This window comes from Faecalicatena sp., from assembly GCF_058819085.1.
In genome coordinates this window covers 1-24,010 of sequence record NZ_JBZUUL010000038.1, presented here as the reverse complement: position 1 = coordinate 24,010, position 24,010 = coordinate 1, and the positions used below count along the sequence as shown (strand labels likewise).

The 24,010-nt window shown below is 46.5% G+C and carries 21 protein-coding genes; 1 reads left to right on the top strand and 20 read right to left on the bottom strand.

Annotated elements, in window-relative coordinates; all coding sequences use genetic code 11:
* From AC4OGX_RS17595 to AC4OGX_RS17555, 9 genes are read right to left on the bottom strand one after another with little or no spacing between them, the layout of a single operon-like run.
* Complete coding sequence (locus AC4OGX_RS17595) at positions 1 to 1,374, bottom strand: family 4 glycosyl hydrolase (protein ID WP_493331970.1); 1,374 nt, start codon at positions 1,372 to 1,374, stop codon at positions 1 to 3.
* Positions 1,374 to 2,333: a hypothetical protein gene (locus tag AC4OGX_RS17590; RefSeq protein ID WP_493331969.1), complete on the bottom strand. Its 960-nt coding sequence runs from the start codon at positions 2,331 to 2,333 to the stop codon at positions 1,374 to 1,376. The genes AC4OGX_RS17595 and AC4OGX_RS17590 overlap by 1 nt, the downstream gene beginning before the upstream one ends.
* Before the next feature lie 17 nt (positions 2,334 to 2,350).
* Positions 2,351 to 3,130: an SDR family NAD(P)-dependent oxidoreductase gene (locus AC4OGX_RS17585; protein ID WP_493331968.1), complete on the bottom strand. Its 780-nt coding sequence runs from the start codon at positions 3,128 to 3,130 to the stop codon at positions 2,351 to 2,353.
* A gap of 36 nt (positions 3,131 to 3,166) precedes the next feature.
* Positions 3,167 to 4,840, bottom strand: coding sequence for a dihydroxy-acid dehydratase (gene ilvD, locus AC4OGX_RS17580; protein WP_493331967.1), 1,674 nt, complete (start codon positions 4,838 to 4,840; stop codon positions 3,167 to 3,169).
* 11 nt (positions 4,841 to 4,851) lie between these two features.
* On the bottom strand, positions 4,852 to 5,574 hold the full coding sequence (locus tag AC4OGX_RS17575) for a polysaccharide deacetylase family protein (RefSeq protein ID WP_493331966.1): 723 nt from the start codon (positions 5,572 to 5,574) through the stop codon (positions 4,852 to 4,854).
* Position 5,575: 1 nt separating this feature from the next.
* Positions 5,576 to 5,974: a hypothetical protein gene (locus AC4OGX_RS17570; protein ID WP_493331965.1), complete on the bottom strand. Its 399-nt coding sequence runs from the start codon at positions 5,972 to 5,974 to the stop codon at positions 5,576 to 5,578.
* An 18-nt stretch (positions 5,975 to 5,992) separates the two neighbouring features.
* Positions 5,993 to 6,718, bottom strand: coding sequence for a polysaccharide deacetylase family protein (locus AC4OGX_RS17565; protein ID WP_493331964.1), 726 nt, complete (start codon positions 6,716 to 6,718; stop codon positions 5,993 to 5,995).
* Positions 6,708 to 8,495: an MATE family efflux transporter gene (locus tag AC4OGX_RS17560; protein WP_493331963.1), complete on the bottom strand. Its 1,788-nt coding sequence runs from the start codon at positions 8,493 to 8,495 to the stop codon at positions 6,708 to 6,710. Before AC4OGX_RS17560 ends, AC4OGX_RS17565 begins: the two co-directional genes overlap by 11 nt.
* A 25-nt stretch (positions 8,496 to 8,520) precedes the next feature.
* Positions 8,521 to 9,846 carry an ABC transporter substrate-binding protein gene (locus tag AC4OGX_RS17555; protein ID WP_493331962.1) on the bottom strand — a complete coding sequence of 442 codons (1,326 nt, stop codon included), beginning with the start codon at positions 9,844 to 9,846 and terminating at the stop codon, positions 8,521 to 8,523.
* Between the two features lie 214 nt (positions 9,847 to 10,060).
* On the opposite strand from AC4OGX_RS17555, the gene AC4OGX_RS17550 reads away from it, so the two are divergent.
* A complete protein-coding gene (locus AC4OGX_RS17550; RefSeq protein WP_493331961.1) occupies positions 10,061 to 10,918 on the top strand; it encodes a helix-turn-helix transcriptional regulator in 858 nt (285 codons plus the stop codon).
* 47 nt (positions 10,919 to 10,965) lie between these two features.
* Here the strand turns inward: AC4OGX_RS17550 and dmpG are convergent, their stop codons facing one another.
* From dmpG to AC4OGX_RS17495, 11 genes are all read right to left on the bottom strand, one after another.
* Entirely contained in the window at positions 10,966 to 11,985 is a 1,020-nt protein-coding gene (gene dmpG / locus AC4OGX_RS17545; RefSeq protein ID WP_493331960.1) for a 4-hydroxy-2-oxovalerate aldolase, read from the bottom strand.
* A complete protein-coding gene (locus AC4OGX_RS17540; protein WP_493331959.1) occupies positions 11,975 to 12,859 on the bottom strand; it encodes an acetaldehyde dehydrogenase (acetylating) in 885 nt (294 codons plus the stop codon). Before AC4OGX_RS17540 ends, dmpG begins: the two co-directional genes overlap by 11 nt.
* 33 nt (positions 12,860 to 12,892) lie before the next feature.
* Entirely contained in the window at positions 12,893 to 13,819 is a 927-nt protein-coding gene (gene pfkB / locus AC4OGX_RS17535; RefSeq protein ID WP_493331958.1) for a 1-phosphofructokinase, read from the bottom strand.
* Between the two features lie 124 nt (positions 13,820 to 13,943).
* Positions 13,944 to 14,711, bottom strand: coding sequence for an IclR family transcriptional regulator (locus AC4OGX_RS17530; protein ID WP_493331956.1), 768 nt, complete (start codon positions 14,709 to 14,711; stop codon positions 13,944 to 13,946).
* Positions 14,712 to 14,726: 15 nt separating this feature from the next.
* The gene (locus tag AC4OGX_RS17525) at positions 14,727 to 15,617 is read right to left on the bottom strand and encodes a fumarylacetoacetate hydrolase family protein (RefSeq protein ID WP_493331955.1); all 891 of its coding nucleotides are present in this window, start codon (positions 15,615 to 15,617) and stop codon (positions 14,727 to 14,729) included.
* Between the two features lie 137 nt (positions 15,618 to 15,754).
* Positions 15,755 to 16,591 carry an N-acetylmuramoyl-L-alanine amidase gene (locus tag AC4OGX_RS17520; protein ID WP_493331954.1) on the bottom strand — a complete coding sequence of 279 codons (837 nt, stop codon included), beginning with the start codon at positions 16,589 to 16,591 and terminating at the stop codon, positions 15,755 to 15,757.
* A 329-nt stretch (positions 16,592 to 16,920) separates the two neighbouring features.
* Entirely contained in the window at positions 16,921 to 20,124 is a 3,204-nt protein-coding gene (locus tag AC4OGX_RS17515) for a UvrD-helicase domain-containing protein (protein ID WP_493331953.1), read from the bottom strand.
* Positions 20,125 to 20,166: 42 nt separating this feature from the next.
* Positions 20,167 to 20,781 carry a hypothetical protein gene (locus tag AC4OGX_RS17510; protein WP_493331952.1) on the bottom strand — a complete coding sequence of 205 codons (615 nt, stop codon included), beginning with the start codon at positions 20,779 to 20,781 and terminating at the stop codon, positions 20,167 to 20,169.
* A gap of 62 nt (positions 20,782 to 20,843) precedes the next feature.
* On the bottom strand, positions 20,844 to 21,308 hold the full coding sequence (locus tag AC4OGX_RS17505) for a low molecular weight protein-tyrosine-phosphatase (RefSeq protein WP_493331951.1): 465 nt from the start codon (positions 21,306 to 21,308) through the stop codon (positions 20,844 to 20,846).
* Between the two features lie 238 nt (positions 21,309 to 21,546).
* Positions 21,547 to 22,497: a protein NO VEIN domain-containing protein gene (locus AC4OGX_RS17500; RefSeq protein ID WP_493331950.1), complete on the bottom strand. Its 951-nt coding sequence runs from the start codon at positions 22,495 to 22,497 to the stop codon at positions 21,547 to 21,549.
* Positions 22,472 to 23,914, bottom strand: coding sequence for a DEAD/DEAH box helicase (locus AC4OGX_RS17495; RefSeq protein WP_493331948.1), 1,443 nt, complete (start codon positions 23,912 to 23,914; stop codon positions 22,472 to 22,474). Before AC4OGX_RS17495 ends, AC4OGX_RS17500 begins: the two co-directional genes overlap by 26 nt.
* Between the last annotated feature and the right edge of the window lie 96 nt (positions 23,915 to 24,010).

Here is a 24,010-nt window from a genome sequence, read left to right as displayed (position 1 = left end):
TTACATATACTGCGGCAGATAGTCCTTGTGTTCCTCGATAAAGTCCCTGACCAGATTCTCTGCTGTCTCATAATCGGTTACCGCACCATCCAGCATCATTGCGTCTGCCCAGAGCTGTCTGTCGCCTTTTAATGCTGCCTCAACCGTAAGATCTACAGAAGCAAGACGTTTGATGATAATGTCTTTGATCGGTCCTTCGAATCCGTTCACGTGCATCGAAGAAAATCCTCTTGCTGTGGCAACACCCGGAATCTCAAGAACCGCATCATCCGGGATCCCCGCAACGGCACCCTCATTCGGGATATTCACAGAGAATACCTTTCTCTCATCCAGGAGCAGAGACCTGATAATCTCTACCAGCTGCTCGTGCTCTCCGTCCGCACGCTTGAACAGGTCTGCCTCAACCTCACCTTCGGTCTCGCCCTGGTCCAGCATTGCTTTATAGGTTGCCTCACCTCTGGCGATCACATCATCGATCGGGAAAGCATCTATGCCGAGTGTGGCTCCGTAATAGTTTCCTTCCGGGAAACGTTCCGGGAAAAACTCTACCGCATGGCGGTCCACAACGGCCGGAAGTGCACCATAACGCTCGAAGAATTCCCAGGAAAGCGGGTTGTCCATATGGTTCGGTATCTCTTTATCCTCCAGAAGCGGGTTGAAGAAATTGCGCACATGAGGGTTTCTTACATTGTCCTCCTTCTGCTTCTGCACGATGTCTAACAGTTCCTGATGTACATCTTTTCCGTCCACACGGATGTCATACAGCCATGTCAGATGGTTTAGGCCGGCTCCGATGGTGGTCAGTCTCTTCACATCAACCCCCAGCATTTTTGCCAGATACTTCTCTCCATAGATCACTCCATGACACAGACCGATGATCTTCACATTTGTGACTCTCCTTACAGCTGTTACGATCGCTGTCATCGGATTCGAATAGTTAAAGAAATATGCATCCGGGCAGAGCCGTTCAATGTCCCTGGCGATCTCAACCATGACAGGGATCATTCTCTGCGCCCTTGAAATTCCGCCTGGCATGATGGAATCTCCTACCGGCTGATAGATCTTGTATTTTCTCGGGATCTTAACATCCTGCTCCCATGCACGTCTTCCCCCCACCGCGATAGTCGTAACTACAAAGTCAGCCCCGGGCAGCAGTTCCTTTCTATCGGTAGAGGCGCTGATGAGGATGTCTGCCCCCTTTTGCTCCACCATTTTTTTAGCCAGCTTTGTGATCGATTCTAATATGACCGGATTGATATCACAAAGTGCGATCTCCCATTTTCCAAACCCGGACTGGATAAAATCTGCGATCAGGCCTTTTGTAAATACTGCGCTGCCTGCACCGATCAGTACGATCTTCTTTCTCTCTGCCATTATCTGTTTCCTCCTCTTTCCCATGCACTTACCATTGCCTCATTGCATGCCTTTAAAAACTCTTTTAAAATCTCAATCTGTCTTTCATATGCTGCCTGGTTCAATTCTTCTACCATTGCTTCCTTCATGAAAAGCTTGATAAATCCCGGCTCTTTGATCCCAAGTTCATACATATCAGAAGTCTCCATGTTGTCATATACCCGGTCAAACTCCTTTTGGTTGCTGAACTTGTCGATCTCTGCAAAAATCCCCGCGGGCTGCTTTTTATAGCTGTAGATCGCACCAAAATATGCATACAGTGATAAGCTGTCCTTATTTTTCAGATAGTACCTGAACCCTTCGGCATACTGTCCAAAATTATCCGGATCTGCATAATTGACTTCCACGCTGCTGATACTGCTTTCCATCTCATTCAAGACCTGATCGAATGCATTGACCAGGTTCAGGGAATCTGCCATTTTCTGATAATCCAGTGTAAACCCCTTTTCGTATGCGGCCTCCACGATCGCCTCAGCGCCGCTTTGCACGAACCCGCGAAGGATGACTGCCTGTTCTTTTCTTGTCCTGCCCGACATATCTGCAAATACCGCATCCGGCATAAACAGTTTAAAATATTCCGGCTCATCCCTGTTGATCTCAAACTCCGGGCGTTCCTCAATGTTCTCAAGCACACAGCCATAGCTGTGGTGATTATTCTGTTCATCCAGCTCGATCATCAGCCCCGGCCTGGTAGACGGGAAATAAATCAACCCGATATGCAGGTAATATCCGATTCCTGAACGCTTACATGTCACGCGGCACCTCAGCCCGTACCAGTGGCGTCCGATACAGTCCTTCGCATCCCGGATCACCTGAAACCCTGCAATATCACTTTGGATGCTCCCGATCGCATCAGCCAGGATATCCCCAAACCGATGCATGGATGAAAGCGCCTGAATATCAATATGAAGTTTGTCCAATGTCCCTTCCTCCTGTATTATCTCTTCTTCCATGCAAAATCTGGATTCTGTACACATAGCTTTCCACCGCTGATCTCGATAAAGGTCCCTGTCAGGTAGGAAGCCTCCCCAGATGCCAGGAAGGCTACTGCATCTGCCACATCCCGGGGGCTGCCCAGGCGGTGAAGTGCGATCGCACTCTCCAGTTCTTCCTTCTTACTGTCAATGACGCCCCTTGTCATGCCCGTCTCGATCACTCCCGGAATGAAACCATTGACCCGGATATGATCCGGTGCCAGCTCTGCCGCCAGAGTCTTTGTCAGGCTGTACACTGCTGCCTTGCTGGCCGCATATGCCCCGCTGCCTGCTGAGCCGAGAAGTGAGGCATAGGAGGCTGCATTAATCAGGACTCCGCCCTTTTCTTTCATACATCTTTGGCATTCCCTTGCACACAGGAATACCGATTTCAAGTTTACATTCATGACCGTATCCCACTGGCTTGTCTCCATATCACAGACAAACGCCTGTGGGTAGATCCCTGCATTGCTCACAAAGATATCTATGTATCCAAAATCTTCTAAGGCCTTTTTGAAAACCGCCTGTACGGATTCCTCCTTTGACACATCCATCACATAGGACTTTACATTTCCGTACGCCTTTAGCTCCTGCTCGGCTTCCTTCAAGGCTTCTTCATTCAGATCACAGATAAATACCTGTGCCCCGCTCTGAAGAAATTTCCTGGCGATCGCAAAGCCGATTCCCTTTACACTGGCGGCTCCGGTCACTCCCACTGTTTTTCCTGTATAATCAAATGCCATTCTTCTAACCCCTTTCTGCATGACACAATACATCTGCTACATCTCGATCACGGCGCCTCTGCTGGCAGAAGCCGCTAATTTAGAGTACACTCCAAGATATCCCCTTGTGTACTTTGGTTTTGGCAAAGTAAAGCCCTTCCTTCGCTCCTCAAGGACCTCCTCTGGTACATGGAGCGTAATGCTCTGTGCCGGAATATCCACCGTGATCTCATCTCCATCCTGTACGAATGCAATCGTTCCGCCCTCTGCCGCTTCCGGGGAAATATGTCCGACAAAGCAGCCATTATTCGTACCGGAAAATCTGCCGTCTGTAATGAGTGCCGTAGACTCGGCCAGTCCCATGCCGTAAAGATACTTCATGGCCTTGTACATTTCGCGCATTCCCGGGCCGCCTTTCGGCCCCTCATACCGGATGACAACTACATTGCCCGGCTTGATCTGACCGCCTAAGATCGCTTCCTCTGCGGACTCCTCACTGTCGAATACCCTGGCTGTCCCGGTAAATACATGCATATTTGGCTTGATCGCCGACGGCTTTGTGATACAGCCCTCCGGGGAGAGATTGCCTTCCAGAATGGAGATTCCTCCAAACTTACTGAATGGTTCGCTCAGAGTCTTGATGATCTCTCTGTTCACCCGGACCTGTCTGTACTCTTTTAGATTTTCGCCGACCGTTTTCCCGGTCACTGTCATAACCTCCAGATTCAGAAGGGATTCCAGCTCCTTCATCACCTGCGGGATCCCACCGGAATTATGGAAATCTTCCATATTATATTTGGAGGAAGGATTCACCTTTGCGATCAGAGGTGTGGTCATCCCGATCTCCTTAAATTTCTCTGTCATCACCCAGCTGTCGATCCCTGCCTCCCTGGCAACTGCCAGCAGATGCAGGACTCCATTTGTAGAACCGCCTGTGGCATTGAGTACCCTGATCGCATTTTCCAGGGATCTCTCATTGATGATCTGATCTGCAGTAATATTTTCCCGGACCAGAGATACGATCCTCTCTCCCGTTTCAAAGGCGATCCTGGTACGGTCCGCATAGACTGCCGGAATCAATGCTCCATGAGGAAGCGTCATCCCTAAGCTCTCCGCAAGACAGCACATCGTGTTTGCCGTCCCGTAAAAAGAGCATGATCCGCATCCCGGGCCGCATGTATTCTCCATGCGGTACAGTTCCTCTTCCTCAAGCCTGCCTGCCTTGACCATGCCGCAGCCCTCTGACAGGGTGGTCAGATCAGAAGCCCTCCCGTCAAACACCGGGCCTCCCTGCATGGGACCTCCCGGAAGTAAGATTGCCGGCAGTCTCAGTCTTGCAGCCGCCATCAAAAGCCCGGGAACGATCTTGTCACAGGAACCAAGAAGGACGATCCCGTCCAGCTGGTGTGCCTGCACCATAACCTCTACATCATTGGCGATCAAGTCGCGGGAAGGGAGAATGAAACGCATCCCCTCATTTCCCTGGGCTGTTCCGTCACATGCCCCGATCACGCCGAATTCTACAGGTGTCCCGCCTGCCGCATAGATCCCGCGTTTCACGCTGTCTGCAACAGCTCTTAAGTTGTAGCTGCCCGGCACCAGTTCGCTCCACGTATCCGCGATCCCGATGATTGGTTTTTCCAGATCCTTGTCTGAAAATCCCATGGATTTATATACTGCCCGGTTAAAACTGAAATCGGGCCGCCTTAATATTGCTTCACTTCTTCTCACGTCTTTTCCTCCTACCTGATCTTTTCCAGTTTCAGGTTGCTGACTACATATTTATATCCGGCCTCTTTTAAGTATTTATGTGCCCTTGTGTTGTAGCTGTATTCTTCCCCGTACAGCCAGCAGAATACTTCTACCTCGCGCCCGATCTTTTCCTCCAGATACCGTTTTGCCACAACGATCTCACGATACATATCTTCGTCCGGCGTTTCCTTGGTGATCTGGAAATGATTTCCGGTGTGGCAGCAGATCTCATGTCTGGAGGCGATCTCTCTTACTTCCTCCCAATTCAGGGCGATCCTTTTATCCGGGTACAGGCTTTCGTCCGTAATGTTCAGTTCATGCTCCTCACTAAATGAAAGCTGCTCCTCTAACGGAATGTCCATGAAGAAACTTGGAAAATAGAACCACCCGGTAAAGTTGTATTTATCCAGGATCGGCAGCATGACGTCATAGTGGTTCCTGAATCCTTCAAATATAGCAGGGATCAGGCCAGGCTTCTCATAAGGCCATTCTCTGGTCTGAAAGAACTGCTCTAAATCCTTCATCGTGACCGGCACGAAATGCTCACTGAAATACTTGATCTCCGCCTCGAAACGCTCTGCATTGACGGGGTTGGTATTATGGTAGTTCACCACACGGATATAAGAGCTGTTGATCAGATACCGGAACATTTCCAGGCATCTTTTATCCCTGGAGATGATCTGTAAAAATTCTTCTGCATTCAGATTGTTCATCTTATTTTCCTCCCGTCTGCTTCTTTTTCTCTTCCACGAATTTCTTCACAACCTCGCGGTAAGGGATCACACTTCCATCCGCCCCTGCATGGAAGAACATCTCTGCCATGGCACTCATAGCCGGAGCGATTCCCTGATATTCCCCAAGCACCTCCGGATCCTGCTGCTCATAGAGGCTGGCAAAGATCATGGCTCCCGCCGCCATCAGAAAGCGGAACTCTTCATCCTGCCCTGCCCCCTTGTATGTCGTGTTCCAGGATGCCGTTAGGTCATCCAGACCAATGACTGCCGGGATGCCCTCATCCGCTGTTACACGGCTGTCGCAATATTTCATCATTTCCTCATAGGGCTTAAGATCCTGGTTTTCAATGTCTTCTAAGATATCCCTTAAGCTTTTCATCTGCTTCCTCCTTGCTCATCATCTGATTTTCTCTATCTTTAAATTGCTGACCACATATTTATATCCCGCCTCTTCCAGATGCTTATGTGCACGGATATTGTAGTTATACTCTTCTCCCGCCAGCCAGCAGAATACATCTACCGGCTTCTGGATATGACTCTCCATGCGGCGTTTTGCCTCTACGATCTCTCTGTGCATATCTTCATCCGAGGTTTCTTTCGTAATCTCAAAGTGACTTCCGGTATGGCAGCAGATTTCATGGTCCCTGGACAATTCTTTGATCTCCTCCCAATTCATGGCGATCCTTAAGTCCTCATACATGTACTCACCCGTTGTCCTCAGTCTGTGGCTTTTACAAAAGGCGAGCTGCTTTTCTCTCTCTACATCCGGAAAAAAGCCCGGTATATAGAACCATCCGGTAAAATGATATTTATCCAGTATCGGCTTCATGATGTCGTAATGGCTTCGGTATCCCTCAAATACTGCCGGGATCAGGCCCGGCTTCTCATAGGGCCACTTCCTCGTCTCAAAAAATGTATCCAGATCTTTCACCTTCACCGGCACAAAATGTTCGCTGAAATATTTGATCTCATGCTCGATCTGCGCCGCATCCCTGTCATTTGTGTTGTGGTAATTCACCACCCTTATGTATGCATTATTTACAAGGTAACGGAACATCTCAAAGGTCCGTTTATCTTTTGCAACCGTTTTAGCAAAGGTATGTATGTCAAAATTACTGCTCATGTTCCTTCTCCTTTTGCTTTCTGCATAATGCCTCTGTATAGGAAACCGTCTCCACGGCTTCGGTATCTTTGATCTGCCGGCACTGGAAGAATTTTTCTGCCACCGCCTCCATTGCAGGAAGGATGGCTCCTCGTCCGCTGCCGCCTTCTTCTGTCATCTGCTGGTCGATCAGGTCCGTGAACAAGAGTGCGCCCACTGCCTGGTAAAAGCTTAATTCGTCTTCTGCCCTGGATACCTCAAAGGGCTTCTGTCCATCTGTCGTAAGGTCATCTAACCCTATGATCATCGGAACCCCTTGGGAATCTCTGTCTCTTTCCCCGCAGTATGCGATCACCCTTCGGTAATTCTCCAGATTGTCCGCACCAAGCTGTTCGATCAGATCCTCGATGCCATCCGCCTGCTCCTTTGTATCATAGAAATTAAGCTGCCCCAGATTTTCCACCATCCGCCTTTTCTGATAATGCCGGTATGCGTAACTTAATATACACACTGTCGTACCTTCTATCAAAAGGGACGCCATCCATACTCCCTTTACATTCAGGTAGAATGCCCCGCCGATTACAAAGATCACCGGTAAGAACAGAGTCCGCATGAAGGAAAAGTATATTGCTTCCTTTGATGCCTGTATGGATTGGAAATAGGAGATCAGGATCATGTTTACAGCGGCCAGAAGATAGGAAACGGCGACGATCCTGATCGCCCCCGATGCCTGTATCAGAAAAGCTGCATCCGGTTTTAAGAAGATCTTTACAAACCATTCCGCCTTCCATTCGATCAATGCAACAAACACCACCGACATCCCGAATGCCCATTTTACTGCCAGATGGGTGAACCGCCTGGCACGGAAGAATTTGCCTGCCCCGCTGTTTGCACTGACAAGGGGCTGCATGGCATTGGATATCCCATTGATAGCTGCCAGCACAATGGTATTGATATTTACGACGATCCCATATACGGCGATCACAGTTGTTGCTGCATTTCCGGCGATCCTGATCAATACCGTGTTATAAACAAAGGTAACAATCCCTCCGTCGATCTCTGTAAGAAAGGTTGACATCCCCACCTTCATGATGTAGAAGACATCCCGCACATTTGTATCTGTAAAGTTGAGTTTTAAGTTTGACTTCTTCCTGAAGGTTGAGAGGATCCCAAGGATCACTGTTGATGTCACTGCCAGCGATGTGGCAAGAGATGCACCAACCATGCCTCCGTCGAATACATAAATGAATAAAACATCCAGAACGATATTTAAGGAGCAGGAAAGCAGTGTTCCTGCCATTGCCAGCCTTGGCGCATTGTCATTTCTAAGGAAGCTTGTGAAAAAACATTCTCCCATGTAAGAAACCGAAAAGATCAAAACCCATTTGACATAATCCGTCACACCCTGGCGCAGCTCTCCTGTGCCGCCCAGTACGGATACGATAGGATCTAAAAATATCAGTCCCAGCAGGGTAATCACCGCGGCAATCATAAGCAGGGCCGCGGCTGCCCCGGTGTAAACACTCCTCGCTTTTTCTTTTTTTCCATTTGCCACATATGCGGAAAACATGGCACCTCCGCCGGTTCCGAACAAAAGTCCCAGAGAATACAGGACCGTTGTCACCGGCCAGGAGAGGTTCAGGGCCGCTAAGCCCTGCTCTCCTAACTTCTGACCGATACATAAGGTATCGATAAAGTAGTTGAAGGAAATCATCATCGTAGCTGAAACACTTGGAATCAGATACTGTAAAAAGGTCTCACTCACATTTCCCTGTAACAAATCAATTTTTTTCTTCATAAATCACCGATATGTCTTTCCTGCTTTATCTGCTCAAGTTTTCCTCGATCATGGCATTGCCTTCCTCTTCCATTCCTTTCAGTGCCGCATCGATGTCTCCGTCTACAAGGAGCTGTCTTAATTTTTCTCTTACGATCGTGTAGGTCAGTGTAGATGGTGTCTGCATATAAGCGCCTTCCTCCACTGCGTATGGAAGGATGTCCTTTGCGATAGAGATCGCCTTCTCTACAGAGCCTTTGTTTGGATCGTATTCCAGGTCTGTCAGGGCATCTACTCTTGCCGGAAGGGCACCTGTCTTATAAGCCCAGTCTCCTGTCTGCTCTGCTGTGGTCATGAATTTAACAAATTCCCATGCTGCTTCTTTGTTCTCGCACTTCTCGGATACGATGTATCCCCAGCCGCCTGTTCCAAGACTGATCGGGTCTGCTCCTTCTACCCATGACGGCATGTTGAATACCTGCCAGTCCACATCCGGGATATCGATAGCAAAGCTTCCTGAATACCACGGAGCGCCTACACACATTGCTGCCACTCCCTGGATGAATGCATCATAGCGTGTCTCACCCTCGTCGCTGACTGCATCCGGTCCCTGTGTGTACTTTAACAAAGTTTCTGCCGCCTGCTTAGCCTCCGGTGTCTGGAACTTCACGGCATTGTTCGCCTCATCCTTATAGTCTCCGCCGTACTGTAAGATCAGAGAGAGGAAGTTTGCTTCCCACTGTGCATATGTATAAGCAAGCCCGGAGCGTTTTACCTGTCCGTCGGCATCCTTCACCGTCAGCTGGTTTGCTACTTCCAGAAGTTCTGTAAAGCTTGCCGGTCCGTTGTTATCGATCCAGCTCTGTGGAAGGCTGATCCCCTCTTCTTTCAGGATATCCATGTTCACATACAGACTTGGAGACTCAACATTGATCTCTGACGGAAGACAGTAATACTTGCCGTCATACTGCTTGTTCTTTAAAGCACTTTCATAATAATTCTTTTCGATCTCCTCTTTGCTCATTACGCTGTCAGGAATCTCCTCGATCATCCCGCCTTTCGCCCAGTCAGTGATACTCTGCCATGTCTGCATCACATCGGGCTGTTCTCCTGCTGAAAATGCCTGGCTTAACTTGTCCCCAAATTCAGGGAAGTATTCTACTTTGATCTTCACATCCGGGTATTCCTTCTCGAACGCCTCGATGGCAGGTCCGAAGTAGGCTTTCCACGCTTCTGTGTCCTGTGTCCAGAAAGTAAGATCTCCGTCGATCTTTCCGTCTCCGTCTTCCCAGTCTTTCTTGCCCCCGCATCCGGCCAGTAAAGACATTGTCATTGCTGCTGTCAACAATAATGCAACCACTCTTTTCTTCATTTTCTTTCCTCCTATGGAACTCACTTTTTATATCCTTATGTTAGCATCCTATTATAATAAATTCTTAATTTATATTTACTTATTCTTATCTTATATTTACTTTCTTTTGTCTATTTGCACAATTATTTTTCTTTTTCTGTATATTAATCATATCTTTTATAAAAAAGATAAAAATAACAAATGTATAATATTTCACACACAAAGGAGAAACCAGATGAATCATACAGCAGATAATTTTTCTACCAGAACAGTTGAGTTCTCCGACTCTTACGAGCCTGTCGCAGCTCCGGGGCAATGGTGCATTGCCCTGATCGAACAGGGAAATGGCAGTTCCCTCTGCCAGGATCTGATCAAGGATTTCCAGAACAGGGATTGTTTCTTAATACACGGGAGCAGCCCCCGCATTACCCTGTCGTACAGCCAGGGACGCCCCATAAGGCTTTTTCTGTTACACTTTCGTCTGGAAGAAGCCGAATCCTATGACACTGCAGATCACAGCAGACAGATGCTCAAACAATTCTTTGACCCTGATACACCTTTTCAGCACTTTTCACTTCCCAAAAAGAACTACGACACCATCCGTTCTTATTTAAAGCTTTTAAGCCAGCTGCAAAAGGATGCCTTACCCGCATCGCCCACCATTTTTTATCACACATTTTTGTCGTTTCTTTTATATTTTGTACAGACAGGTTTCATCCTCTGTCCAGAGAAAAAACAGGATGGAGGGCGGCTTTCCTCGCGGAAGATCATCATCGCACAGGTAAAACATCTCATCCGGCAAAATTATGCCGATCCGCTGCCGCTTTCTTATATTGCCGATTATGTATTTACCAATCCCAGTTACCTGAGCCGCATATTCAAAGCAGATACAGGGATTTCTCTTTCCGCATATATCAACCAGATCCGCATCGATAATGCGAAGCTGCTCCTCGAAACTACGGATGAACTCGTCATTGACATCGCCGTTGCATGCGGGTTCAACCAGATTCCGCATTTTAACCGCATCTTTAAACAGTTTACAGGGATATCCCCCTCGGAATACAGAAAGAAAACCAGGCAGCCCTATTCATAATTAAGGGTGCCTGGCTTCAAAAAACGGTTCGCTCGTTTTACAGAAAGCTACTTATTTTCACTTGTTTTATTTTGTGACAGCTGGTAGGCCACATCTACGATCATATCTTCCTGTCCGCCGACCATACCGCGTCTTCCCAGTTCTGTCAGGATGTCCTTGATCTTTAGGCCGAACCGATCGGCTGCCCGCCTCGCATGAAGAAGAAAACTGGAGTATACACCGGCATATCCGAGCATCAGGGAAGCCGTATCGATCACCTGCGGACGCAGCATGATCGGCTCCACAGCCTCCTCTGCCACTGCAAGTATTTTGTCCAGATCTATCCCTGTCGTACAGTCAAGACGTTCTAACACGGCGGACAGAACCTCAATCTGGCAGTTTCCTGCTCCTGCCCCCAGACCTCTTAGGGTTCCGTCAATATAGGATGCCCCCTCTTCCACCGCAGCAAGGGAATTTGCCACTGCAAGCCCGAGATTATTGTGGGCATGGAAGCCCACAGGAATGCTCAGTTTTTCTGTAAGGAGACTGATCCGGCGGCGTACATCGTCCGGCATCAGAAAGCCGGCTGAGTCTGCCAGGTTCACATAATCCACCCCCGCATCTTCAAACAGCCGCGCCTGTTCCAGGATCTTCTCCGGCTCGGCCATATGGACCATCATAAGAAAACCGGCTGTGAACATTCCTCTTTCCTTCGCTGCTTTGATATGCTGGAGAGATACATCAGCCTCTGTCACATGAGTTGCGATCCTGACTGCACGAACCCCATGATCATAGGCCTCCTGGAGGTCTGTGATAGTGCCGATCCCCGGAATCAGCAACGCTCCCAGCTTTGCATGCCTGATCACCTTGGAGGCCTCCGCAATCAGCTCGATATCCCTTGTCCCGGAAAATCCGTAGTTGATCGATGATCCCGCGATCCCGTCTCCGTGGCTGACCTCGATGATATGGACACCTGCTTCGTCCAAGCCCTGCGCGATCTTACTTACCTGCTCCTTTGTAAAGCTGTGGCTCATTGCATGGCTTCCGTCACGCATGGTAGTATCTATGAAATGGATCTTACTTTTCATCCTGCTTTCCTCCTTTTAAAAATCTTTCTTCTGCTATTTTCTCTGCCACCTCAATCGCTGCAGAATTGATAATATCCAGATTCCCGGAATATTTGGGAAGGAAATCTCCGGCCCCTTCCACTTCTATGATGACTGTCACCTTATTTTTGTCCATGATCGGCGGGGTACGCAGCTTATAGCCGGGTACATATTTTTGTATCCTTTTGACCATCTGATTTACTGCATCTGTGATCTTCTTTTCATCCGGCTTTTTCACGATAGAATGAATGGTATTCGTCATCATCAGCGGCGGCTCTGCCGGATTCAGAATGATGATCGCTTTTCCTTTATCCGCGCCCCCCACACTCTCTAAAGCCTTAGAGGTCGTCTCCGTAAACTCATCGATATTGGCTCGGGTTCCCGGACCGGCACTCTTCGAGGAGATGCAGGAGATGATTTCCGTGTATTCGCTGTCGGCTGCCTCGTTGATCGCATAAGCGATCGGCACTGTAGCCTGTCCTCCGCAGGTTACCATGTTGAAATTCATCTCTTCGGAGAGAGAATCCAGGTTTACACACGGTACCACATATGGACCTACAGCTGCCGGAGTCATATCGATAGCGATCTTCCCGGCTTTTCTAAGCAGTGGCGCATGCTTTTGATGTGCTTTTGCCCCGGTAGCATCGAATACAATCTTAATATCATCCCTGTCCAAAATCGCTTCCACACCCTGTGTCGTTGTCTCGAATCCCAGACCTCTTGCACGGCGGATTCCTTCTGACTCCACTATTCCCACCATATAGGCCATCTCCAGATTTCTGCTTCTCATGACCTTGTACATCAGGTCCGAACCAATGTTGCCTGGTCCGATGATCGCTACTTTTACTTTTTCCATTTGTGTTCCTCCTTCTTGATCGTTTTGGATTTGTTATTTTAATATGGTAATCTTTTTATAAAGCTCTTCAAAATCTGACTTTACAAAAAATCCAGTTGCCTCCTGCAGGGCGTTGGCAGCGGAAATAGCACTTGCATACCGGAGGATCTCCTCATCCGTCCAATGATTTTTGATGCCGATGGCCAGGCCGGCTAACATAGAATCACCACATCCAACAGTATTGACTGCCTGGATCAACGGGACCCGGGCCTCATATACACCGGAAGGTGAGGCCATCACGGAGCCGTCCTTTCCCAGTGATACCACAACATACGAGATCCCCTTGTCTCTGATTTTGACGGCAGTCTCACGAAGTTCGTCCTTCGACATATCCGCCTTTTTAGTGATCTGCTTTATTTCATCCTGATTCGGCTTGATCAGGTCAGGCGCTGCCTCAATACATTGTAAAAGCAGCGTACCGCTGGTATCCACCAGGACGGGTATCCCGGCTTCCTTTGCCATCTGAATCATCCTGATATAAAGCTTCCCATCTACGCCTTTGGGCACACTTCCTGAAATCGTAACGACATCTGCCCCGGTCAGGAGCTCGCGGTACTTCTCTTCCATCTCTGCTGCCTTTTCCGGCAAAACAGTCTCTCCGCCTTCCAGAAGCTCCGTCTGTTCTCCGGTCTTTAAATCTTTAATGTTAATGCAGGTGCGCGTCTCTCCCTGCGTATGGACAAATGCGGTTTCAATCCCGTCCTTTTGCGCCAGCTCCTCCAAAAGCTGCCCTGTATGGCCGCCTGCAAAGCCCGTAGCTGTCACTGCTTCTTTGGCTGTCACTGCCACCCGCGAGACATTCAGGCCCTTTCCTCCGGCTCCATACCGGGAGCTTTTAACACGATTTACTTCCCCTGTCTCAAGTTTCTCAACTTCGTACCGCTTGTCGATTGCGGCATTCAATGTGACTGTTACAATCATCTGCTTTTCACTCCTTTTTATTTCGTTCGGTATTATTGAACATCGTTCTTATCTATTCCTATACAGAAGAGCCTGCTTTATACAGACTCTTATGCTCCATTTTCCTAACTATCGCTCAAAAAGATCAGCCGCGAAAACCCAATTTTTTAGAGATTTCTGCTGCTGCCCTCTTGATCTGTGATGCCGCCTCTTCCATTTTTTCTTCTGTCATCTTCACGGCAGAGCTAGAGATACTGATGGCTGCTACCGGCTTCCCCTGATGGTCATGGATTGCCGCGGCGACACATTTCAGACCCAATTCCACTTCCTCATTATCTGTTGAGTATCCTTTTTTTCTGATATCGGCTAAAGCCCTGAGTACCTCCTCTTTCTCAGTCATCGTATTGGGAGTCAGTGCTTCCAATTCCTGGCTGCTTAATATCCACTCGGCATCATCTAAGTTTAACTCTGCCAGCACAGCCTTTCCGATACCAGTGCAGTACATCGGAGCCCTCTTGCCTACCTGTGAATACACAATTCTTGTGTCTGGCGCATCCATTTTATCAATATAAACCACTTCCCGGTCCTTATACACCGCCATATGTACCGTCATTCTAAAATGCCCGGACAAGGCTTTTAGATATGGTCTGGCAATCTCTCTAATGTCCATGCGCTCCTGTACGATACAGCCCATCTCGAACAGCTTGAGCCCCAGGCGGTACCGCTTATTGTCGGGATTTTGTTCCAGATACCCCTCCTGCATGAGAGTGTTCACAAGACCGTAAACAGTACTCTTTCCAAGTCCCATGAACGCTGCGATCTCCGTGATCCCTGCCTCTGAGACCGGGCCGGACAGATACTCAAGAATCTGCAGTGCCCTCTCAACTGACTGGATCGTCACACCCTGCTTCATATCGCTCCTCCTCTTCTATTCAATCCGGTTTACCAGGCTTCCAAGCGCCTCGATCCGGCACTCTACCACATCACCCTTATTCAGGAAGCGCGGAGGTACAAACCCCATCCCTACTCCCTGGGGGGTACCTGTAGAAATGATCGTCCCTGCTTTTAATGTCATCCCTCTGCTTAGCTCCTCGATCACATATCCGATATCAAAGATCAGGAGGTCTGTACTGCTGTCCTGCCTGATCTCTCCGTTGACCAGGCTCTGAATCTTAAGCTTCGGTGGATAGGATATCTCATCCGCAGTTACAAGGGCCGGTCCCATGGGGGTAAATCCATCCAGACTCTTCCCAAAATACCACTGTGTATGCCTGGTCTGCAGGTTTCTTGCACTCACGTCATTTAAAATGGTATAGCCGAGTATATATTCCTCTGCATCTTCCGCTTTCACATTCTTTGCATCCTTACCAATGACTACAGCCAGCTCCACTTCATAATCCAGGCTGTCTACAAACTCCCCGTAAGCAGGAATCGCCTGCTGATGTCCCACAGCCTCATTCACACGCTTTGAAAAATAAACAGGATAGGAGGAGCGGATATCAAATGATTCCTTCTCAAACCTGGCCGCTTCCCTGGCATGTTCCAGATAATTTACCCCCAGACAGATCACATCCTGCTTCGGGTGGGGAATCGGTGCTCTTAAGACCACCTCATCCACTGACAGGGTATATATGCTTTTCTCCTCTGCCAGGCCTTTCAGTCGTTTTTGCTCCTCCATTGAAAGAGAAGTGATCCATTCATTCATGTCAGAATATGGGATGTCCAATAATTCAGACGGCGCGATCCTCTGCGCATCTGCGTCTAAAAAACCTATCCTGTCCTCTGACTCACCTTTGTTTCTGTAAGTAACCAGTCTCATAGTTTCTCCTTTTTCATTTGCTCTTTACTTGGCCTTGGTTGTTCGTTATTATTGAACATTGTTCTTATAAATTTTATTATAATCCAGACGGTGCAGATTATCAAGAGAAATTTTATGTACTTGGTACTCTTATACCGTTAGAAACGATCCCTCTCAGCACAATATTTTTCTATCCCCTGAGCGATCCCATCCGCCATTTTTTCCTGGAAGTCCTCATCTGCCATCAGCATATCTTCTCTTTCATTCGTCATAAACCCCATCTCCAATATGACAACCGGAATTTTACTCCAATTGATCCCGGTCATCGTATCATTGATCTGGATCCCACGATTTTCAAAGCCTGTAGACTCACAATAACTCTGTAGCAGATCTGCTGCCAGTTTGCTGCTCTCATCGTAAAGGCTTCCGGCAGTCGGATTTTCCTTCGATGCGATCAGACATAATGCACCGGAACTTTCCGGGCTCTCACTGCCATTTGCGTGGATTCTTACACACAGCAGTGCACCGGACTCGTTTGCCTGCCTGGCCCTGTCCTGATTGCTGGCCGCTGTTTCATTATCCTCTCTGCTCATCACAACATCGTATCCTCGTTCACTCAGCCGTTCCCTTACCTTTAAGGCAATATCCAGATTCAGCTGATATTCTGCAAGGCCGCTGTAACGCCCCGCAGTGCCTGAATTATTCCTCTGCTTCATGACCCCGGATCCCGGGGAATTTTCCTCCATGCCACTCATGTCTACTCCCGGCCCCTGATGTCCCGGGTCCAGGGCAATGACTGTCTTCTGCGGGACGGAAACTATTTCTGCTTGTTCCTGATCTTTTATCTGCCTGTGCGCCTCTGACAGCCTTATGTCCGCCTCCGCCGCTTTCAATCTCCACTGCTGCTTCTCTTTCGCACAAAAGCTTATTCCTGTCAATATCATCATCAATAGGGTCGTGGCAGCCAGTATGACCAGCCCTCTTTTACACTTCATAACAATTTCCCTTTCTGTGGATCTGCTCTATAGTTTGTCTCTTAGTTCCCTTATTCTGAAGTCCCTTTGGGCAGGGTATATCTTTAAGTATATGCGTCATATTTCTGCATTATGAATACTTAACTATATAAGACTTTCTTATCTATTTTTCCAAAAATATAGACAATACAATAAAACGACATCCATATCCCTGGGAATCTCCCAATGATATGAATGCCGCTATTTCTGCCGTTCACTGAAATATTAACACTTTTTGTGTCTACATGGAACCGTATATAGACAGAATATTCTGAAAACGGCGTGCAAAAGGGTCTGACCCCTTTGAATTTCTACATAAACTCAAACAGATCCATCTGCTTTCCACTATCTGCATTTTTCCGTTTATCCGCTTTTTCTCTGACCACCTCTTTCATCGGAAGTTCCCCGATCAATGGGGACTCTTCCCCCGAAACAGTCAGGATCAGTTCCTCCTGCGCCCTTGTCATTCCTACATAGAACAAGCGCCGCTCCTCTTCGAGATCGATCCTGCCTTCCTTTTCAAAAGGAATCATTCCCTTTCTCACTCCATAAATGAAGGTAACCGGGAATTCCAGACCTTTTGCACCATGCAGGGTCATCAAGGTGACTGCCTCACCTGTGTACTTTTTAGATCCGCAGCGCTTTAGATCACTTTCCACACCCAGACTCAATGCCTCCGCAAACTCTGTCATGCTTTTATAAAAGACCGTCATTTCTGCTAATTTTTTCATGGATGTACTGTCTTCCAACCCCATTTCTTTTATCCATGTTTCTAAAAACTTCTGGGGCTTACTCTTCTTATACAATGGCTTGAATTTTTTATACATGGCTTCAAAAACAGTTTCTGTGACTACGTTTTTATCCAGTTTCCAAAGAAACTTTAAGCTTAACTTCTTTGAAAATCCATCCCCTGCATCCGCAAGGCATTTAAAAAATGCAATGCTTCCCCTCACATCATCTTCCATTAAAAAATCTTCGCGCCCTGATGTAACATAAGGAATTCCTTCCTTCCGCAGACAGGTTTCAAGCAGCTGGGCCTGTCTGTGAGTACGGTACAAAATTGCAATATCTGAAAAGCCCCGGTTCTCTTTTTTCCCAATACCAATTTCCTGGGCATCCAGCATTCCAATCCCGCCTGTCAACCGATTGATTTCTTTCGCAATAAATATAGCTTCTCCCATTTTGGTTCCTGCACTGACAAGACGTACCGGGCTCTCGTCCTCTTTATGCGCAGTCAAAAGCCTTTGTTCTCCCGGATTATGCGAAATCATCTCTGCAGCCGCTTTTAGGATAGAAGGGGTGCAGCGATAGTTCTCGGTTAAGCGGATCTCATGAAGCTCGGGAGCATCTCCGGCAAGCCTTGCAAAACATGCAGCATCGGATCCCCGAAAGCCATAAACCGACTGGTCAGGATCCCCGATCACAAAGAGCTCTCTTCCCTTCTGGTTCCACGCCCTGATCAGACGATACTGAACCGGATTGATGTCCTGGAATTCATCTACGAGCAAATAAGAAAAGCGTTTCTCCCAGCCCAGGGCCGCACGGTCATTTTCTATGATGTACAGTGTTTCAAGAAGCAGGTCATCAAAATCCAGCATATTTTGTTCTTTTAAAATCTGCTGATAGTATTCAACTGCTGTTTTCCACTCCTTCTTCTCTGCTTCTGTCTGAACTGACTCCTCACAACTTGATCTACAGCCTGATTCAAAACCCGATTTTTCTAATGAGACCAATCTCAGGAACTGTTTTGGCGTCATATCCAGGCCGCTCTGCTCCAGCACACTGCGGGCTGCTTCCATTGCTGTTACGTCGTCTGCCAATGTGAATTCCATTCCCTGAGACTTCAAGAAATTCAAGCATATCGCATGAAAAGTACCGATCTGTAGTTGACTCACATTCCGGGCACGGCCCAGCTGTTTCTTAATCCGTTCTCTCATCTCGCCTGCTGCCTGATTGGTAAAAGTAACCGCCGTGATCTCTGACGGCTTTACTTTCCGCACCTCCAGTAAATACATCAGATGAGAGATCAATGTTTTCGTCTTTCCCGTTCCCGGCCCTGCAATGACAGCAATGGCCCTTTCCACTGACCGCACGGCCTGCTCCTGCTTTTCATTTAACTGATCTGCTGTCTTTGCAGCTGTACTGCTATTTGGAATCTCATTACACCCTCCGGCATTGTCCGGTGCTGCCTCATTCACAGACTTCTTTCTCCTGGTCTCGGCATGCGTTGTTTCTATATGCAGTGCCCCGAAGAAATTCATCTGCCCGTCTAAACTGTCCAGATCTTCCTGGTTAAATAATTTTATCGTCCCATATTCGCCATCAAACCCGGGAAGTCTTTCGACCTCTCCTTTTCGAAGCCTTCTGATTCCTTCCGCTACCAGATGCCCTGATACTTTTTGGATCTCCTCCGTCGGGATATTTCTCAATATTTCAAATTCCGGCCCCAGCTTCTGCAGCATTTTCTGATATTCTTTTTGTACCTTAACACTTGCAGAAGAGGTTCCGACAGAAGCTCCGATCACCTCCGGCAGAGGTACCAGGCTTTCAAAAGGCTTCCCCTGCTGCAAAACAAATCCTTCTTCTCTGTCTGCCAGCTGTTCAATCCTGTGTGACACCCCAATTGTCAGTTTTCTTCCGCAGACCGGGCAGATTCCCCCATACTTTTTGGTTTCTACAGGATTCAGACAGATCCCGCATTTCCTATGTCCGTCGAAATGATATTTCCCTTCCTCCGGAAAAAATTCGATCGTACCATACAGGCCTCTGCCTTCCTGTATCGCTCCACGCAGTCCTGAAAACGATAACCCGATGTCTAAAAGATTCGCTTCCCGTCCTAATTTAGCCGGAGAATGTGCATCTGAATTTGAGATCAGCTGATACTTGTCCAATGCAGATACCCGCCATATCATCGGCGGATCAGAGGACAGGCCCGTTTCCATCGCATGGATATAGCCTGACAGATCCCCAAAGCATTCCTCTACACTGTCGAAGCCTGAAAATGCCCCGAACAAAGAGAAATGCGGCGTCCAGATATGAGCCGGAACATACACCGCATCCGGGCAAAGCTCCAGCATGATCTCTAACAGATCATGACAGTCTATCCCCAAAATGGGCCGTCCATCAGAATGGATATTGCCGATCGCCTCTAACTTTTTTGCCAGAAGTTCAGCCGCCTCAAGTCCCGGAAGCAGAATCAGGCTGTGTACCTTCCTGACCTTGTCGTATTTCTTATAAATGGAACTGATCTCCCCGGTAATAACAAAACGCGGCAGCATAACATCTGCCACGGAATCATCAGGTATCCGGTATTCCTCTTTTAAAACATAAAGCCCTTCCTCTGCAGGTTCCAGCTTTTCCTTCATTTCTTCCCGCCATGCAGGATGAGTGAAATCCCCGCTGCCGACGATCTGGATCCCTTTCCGCCTGGCCCACAGGTCCAGATTCTCCAGATTGCAGTCCCGGCTTGTGGCACGCGAGTAGTGGGAATGTATGTGTAAATCCGCGATATACATATCAAACACCTTCTTCTTAAAAAATTTCCTCTGACTGATGGTTCACCTGATTTTCTGGTTATATCTTACAATATCCGATGAAAGCCAGTCGACTGCATCCTGCCATGTATAAAATGTAGTACTACCTTTTCTCCTCATCAGCCGGGAAAAATACGTGCTGACCACAGCAGCCCCACCTCTGGTTCCTTTGGCAGTCATTTCCGGCACAATCGGATATTTGGAAATGATCTTGCTATATTCCTGCTTTTGATAGATTGGATTCCGGCTGCTGAGCAGAGAAATATTTTTCGGTAGATGGGCAGGCTCAGCCAGCATGTGCATAGAAAAATATATATCCAGCGCCTTACCAACTAATTCTGCAGACCGGTATACACCGAACGAACAGGATTCCACCGTCCTTTTGGTTTCATCGATAAGAGCGCACAAATAAATATCTCCGTCCAATTCAGTATGATATCGTCCGATACCGACACATAACCTGACCGGCCCCGCCGCCTGAATGGAATCTGTCAAAACCTGCTCCGGGATCACTGCCTCCCGACTGCCCCATCCCGGCCCTGGATGCAGTTCCTCATCCTGCTTCCAGCGGTAGATCTCATCCGGGATATTTTCATAATCCTCCAAGTATAAAATCGGGTTATAATCTTGAAGCTTCATCTTGATTTCCTCTGTATTCTATGTTCAGTATCCTTTAATCAGTATTCCCAGTCTTTAAACTTTTACAATCTGTCATGCTCTAAAATGTATTGAAGCAGGCCCTCACAGCCCTCCACAATGTCATTGTAGGTCTTGTCAAAATTGCCTGTGTACCAGGGATCTGCAATATCCCGTGGATTGCCGCTAAAATCCAGAAGCTTGTGCACCTTATGGTCCGGATCTGAGCCTATGATCCGTTCGATGTTCCGGATATTGCGGTATTCCATACCTATCAAATAGTCGTAATTCTGATAATCCTGCTTCTTAAGTTGTACGGCATATTTGCCTTTGGTGCTGATACCGGCTTCCTTTAACTTCTGTACCGTTCCGTAGTGGACCGGGTTGCCAAGCTCCTCCCGGCTGGTCGCAGCGGATGCGACGGTGAAAAGGTCACCCATGTTACGCTTGTTAACCATGTCACGGAAAACGAACTCTGCCATGGGGGAGCGGCAGATGTTGCCGTGGCAGATGAATAAAACTTTTATCATAAACGAAACTCCTCCTAAAATCCTGTTTCTGTCTCGTTTTACCAATTATAATTTCTGCCAAAAGATTATTAAATTTGTAACAGGATAAGAAAAATACGGCAAGTTGAGGACATGAAACAAAAAAGAAGCGGAGAGATTACTACTGCCATTATTCTATCATAGATTATAGAATTTTATGAGCTAGCTTTACTCGATGGCTCATATTACATATTCAATTAAGCAACTATTTTTACATAATTCAATATTCTATATGCCTTACATAAAACGACTGCGTTTCTATCAACCACTCGGACGATTGCATAATTACAATTGCCGGATTTTTGATAATTATTGGACTGTAATCAAATAATTTAATCTTACTCAAATCTACTAAATACAAATAATAATTTGAGTCCATCAATTTCGCTGTTTCATATTCGTTATTCGACCAAAAAAAGGCATTTCCCGCAGAAACAGCCTTCACTTCGATAAAACGGTCATATTCACACGAAGTTTTACCATTAAATGAAACAATATCATAACCTGCACCGACATCAATACTTGATATTATTTTTACTTTATGGGCGACTTTATCCCCAAGGCGATGCTGCTCATAGGAAAGCACAAACTGTTCGGCTCTTTCACCTGTAATTGCATTTTCTTCTAAATGTTTTCTTAACCGCTCTAATGAAATCGTTCGTTGCTGCTTTTTACAATGTTCGGATACAAGTTTTTCATAATCAACTGCTATATAAAAAACTGTTTTCGTTTTGGATCGCGTTGCAACAAAAAAGCCCTGACTAACAAGTATATTTCTTACAGCAGCATATGCTAATGGTAACATTTCATTATGAAACAAGAACCGCTGAGTGGTAATTTCAAACGAGAACATCGAAGCCGTTAAAATTCCATCATTAAATAGCCTTCCAATGCTCTTCTCCGTAATATATTTATTCAATTCCTCAGCAGAAAAAACATGTGGCAACAAATCGTAATTGAGAGACACTGTCTGAATCACATGAATAAATTCAAAATATTGGCAATAATTTATCATTTGTTCTACCGCAATCTGATATTGACCTGGCGCATGAATACATAAAATTCTCAAATCATCAACACTCATATCTCCATGTGTAGCCAATGATTGCAAGAAAAAAATGATCGCATCTTTCGTTCCTGGAAATTTAAGATTTCTTAGTTCTTCTAACATAATCTCTAATCAACGCCTTTATATCGTCACTCCCCAAATCATCAGTTACATTGTCAAACAACGGAATAGGCATGCTTTCCATAATTTCATTCATACGTAGTTCTTTCTCATTCAGTCTTATATCAATAGTTTCATCTATTGTATCTTGTGAAAGAATAAAATAGTAGTGAGTCTCTACTTCTGACGTAAGACCATAGCGATGAATACGATCTTTTGACTGCACAAAATGTGCAGCATTAAACGAACGTTCAATATAAATTGCATTATGGCACGCCTTATGAAGAGAAATAGATTCAGCAACTGCAAAAGGATTTGCAATAATAACCTTGTAAGGACAATTTGGTTGTTGAAACTCCCTAACAATCCTTTCACGAGTTAAAATTTCTTCATCACTCTCATCCACAATACCTTCCTTTTCTACCGGTATCGCACCATAGAGTTCCTGACTCTCAATTCCATAATCGTGTAAATAACGTTTTAATCCGTGGATTGTATATATAAAAGTTGCCCAAATAACCACCTTACCACCCTGCGCAATAATTTGTTCAACCAACGTTTTTGTGGCTTCATATTTTGCGGGTATTTCAAACTGTTCATATTCCATTATAGATTTAAGCACTTCTGTATCATTTATTGCTTGAAAAGCTTCTCTAGGAAATTCATCATCCATCGCAAAATCTCGTAAAGGAGTCTTAAGCATTGCAGGATTAGAAGCAGCCTGCATAAGCCTAATCATCCGTGCTTGGGCAAGAGAAGCTCTAAATCTACATGTCATGTCAATTATACCTTCTTCAAGCATTGCATCCACATATTTTTTTTCGATGTAATTGTAAATTCGTTGTTGGATTGGACTCATTGGTACGTGTATTGCTGGGTGAATCGTGGCTGGCGGTATATTTAAGTCACTTTTCCGAATTCTAATAAAATATGGTGAAATATTACGAATAAGTTTATTCACTCTCACATCTGCACCACGAGCAGACATATCCCGCAATTGGTTAACTTGATAACCAATAATATTTTTAGTGGGCCAAATAAATTTGAACATATTATATAAATCTTCATATCCATTTGGAGCCGGAGTTCCGGTCAATACTACTCTTGCTTTACTGTATTTTGACAAATCAAGAACTGATTGTGCAACAATGCCTCCCGATGAATTCTTGGCTTTATGTGCTTCATCTAAAACAACCATAACCTTATTGTTACGAAGAAAAAAAGCCAACTCCTCTTGTAATGCTGTCAGTGATTGATATGAAATTAGCGTCAATTCTGCTGTATGGGTTGAGGCTAAGTAATACTTTTTCTCATTCTTATCAATACCACCCGCAAGTCGCTTTACACTTGGTTTACGACCAAAGCACTCCTCATATTCCAGCTCCCAAGGTCCAAAAGAGCTCAATGGTCCAACAATCAATAACTAAGACTTCCCATACCCCAAATGGGCTTCGCACCTTGAAAATTCAATATTTCAGCTAACAAAATAGCAATTTATGCCATCGCAGTCCCTGGA

Excerpts from the sequence above, each read along its gene's own strand:
- AC4OGX_RS17595 (WP_493331970.1), bottom strand. The coding sequence starts at position 1,374 with ATGGCAGAGAGAAAGAAGATCGTACTGATCGGTGCAGGCAGCGCAGTA.
- AC4OGX_RS17585 (WP_493331968.1), bottom strand. The coding sequence starts at position 3,130 with ATGGCATTTGATTATACAGGAAAAACAGTGGGAGTGACCGGAGCCGCC.
- AC4OGX_RS17575 (WP_493331966.1), bottom strand. The coding sequence starts at position 5,574 with ATGAACAATCTGAATGCAGAAGAATTTTTACAGATCATCTCCAGGGAT.
- AC4OGX_RS17570 (WP_493331965.1), bottom strand. The coding sequence starts at position 5,974 with ATGAAAAGCTTAAGGGATATCTTAGAAGACATTGAAAACCAGGATCTT.
- AC4OGX_RS17565 (WP_493331964.1), bottom strand. The coding sequence starts at position 6,718 with ATGAGCAGTAATTTTGACATACATACCTTTGCTAAAACGGTTGCAAAA.
- AC4OGX_RS17560 (WP_493331963.1), bottom strand. The coding sequence starts at position 8,495 with ATGAAGAAAAAAATTGATTTGTTACAGGGAAATGTGAGTGAGACCTTT.
- AC4OGX_RS17555 (WP_493331962.1), bottom strand. The coding sequence starts at position 9,846 with ATGAAGAAAAGAGTGGTTGCATTATTGTTGACAGCAGCAATGACAATG.
- AC4OGX_RS17550 (WP_493331961.1), top strand. The coding sequence starts at position 10,061 with ATGAATCATACAGCAGATAATTTTTCTACCAGAACAGTTGAGTTCTCC.
- dmpG (WP_493331960.1), bottom strand. The coding sequence starts at position 11,985 with ATGAAAAGTAAGATCCATTTCATAGATACTACCATGCGTGACGGAAGC.
- AC4OGX_RS17540 (WP_493331959.1), bottom strand. The coding sequence starts at position 12,859 with ATGGAAAAAGTAAAAGTAGCGATCATCGGACCAGGCAACATTGGTTCG.
- pfkB (WP_493331958.1), bottom strand. The coding sequence starts at position 13,819 with ATGATTGTAACAGTCACATTGAATGCCGCAATCGACAAGCGGTACGAA.
- AC4OGX_RS17530 (WP_493331956.1), bottom strand. The coding sequence starts at position 14,711 with ATGAAGCAGGGTGTGACGATCCAGTCAGTTGAGAGGGCACTGCAGATT.
- AC4OGX_RS17525 (WP_493331955.1), bottom strand. The coding sequence starts at position 15,617 with ATGAGACTGGTTACTTACAGAAACAAAGGTGAGTCAGAGGACAGGATA.
- AC4OGX_RS17520 (WP_493331954.1), bottom strand. The coding sequence starts at position 16,591 with ATGAAGTGTAAAAGAGGGCTGGTCATACTGGCTGCCACGACCCTATTG.
- AC4OGX_RS17515 (WP_493331953.1), bottom strand. The coding sequence starts at position 20,124 with ATGTATATCGCGGATTTACACATACATTCCCACTACTCGCGTGCCACA.
- AC4OGX_RS17510 (WP_493331952.1), bottom strand. The coding sequence starts at position 20,781 with ATGAAGCTTCAAGATTATAACCCGATTTTATACTTGGAGGATTATGAA.
- AC4OGX_RS17505 (WP_493331951.1), bottom strand. The coding sequence starts at position 21,308 with ATGATAAAAGTTTTATTCATCTGCCACGGCAACATCTGCCGCTCCCCC.
- AC4OGX_RS17500 (WP_493331950.1), bottom strand. The coding sequence starts at position 22,497 with ATGTTAGAAGAACTAAGAAATCTTAAATTTCCAGGAACGAAAGATGCG.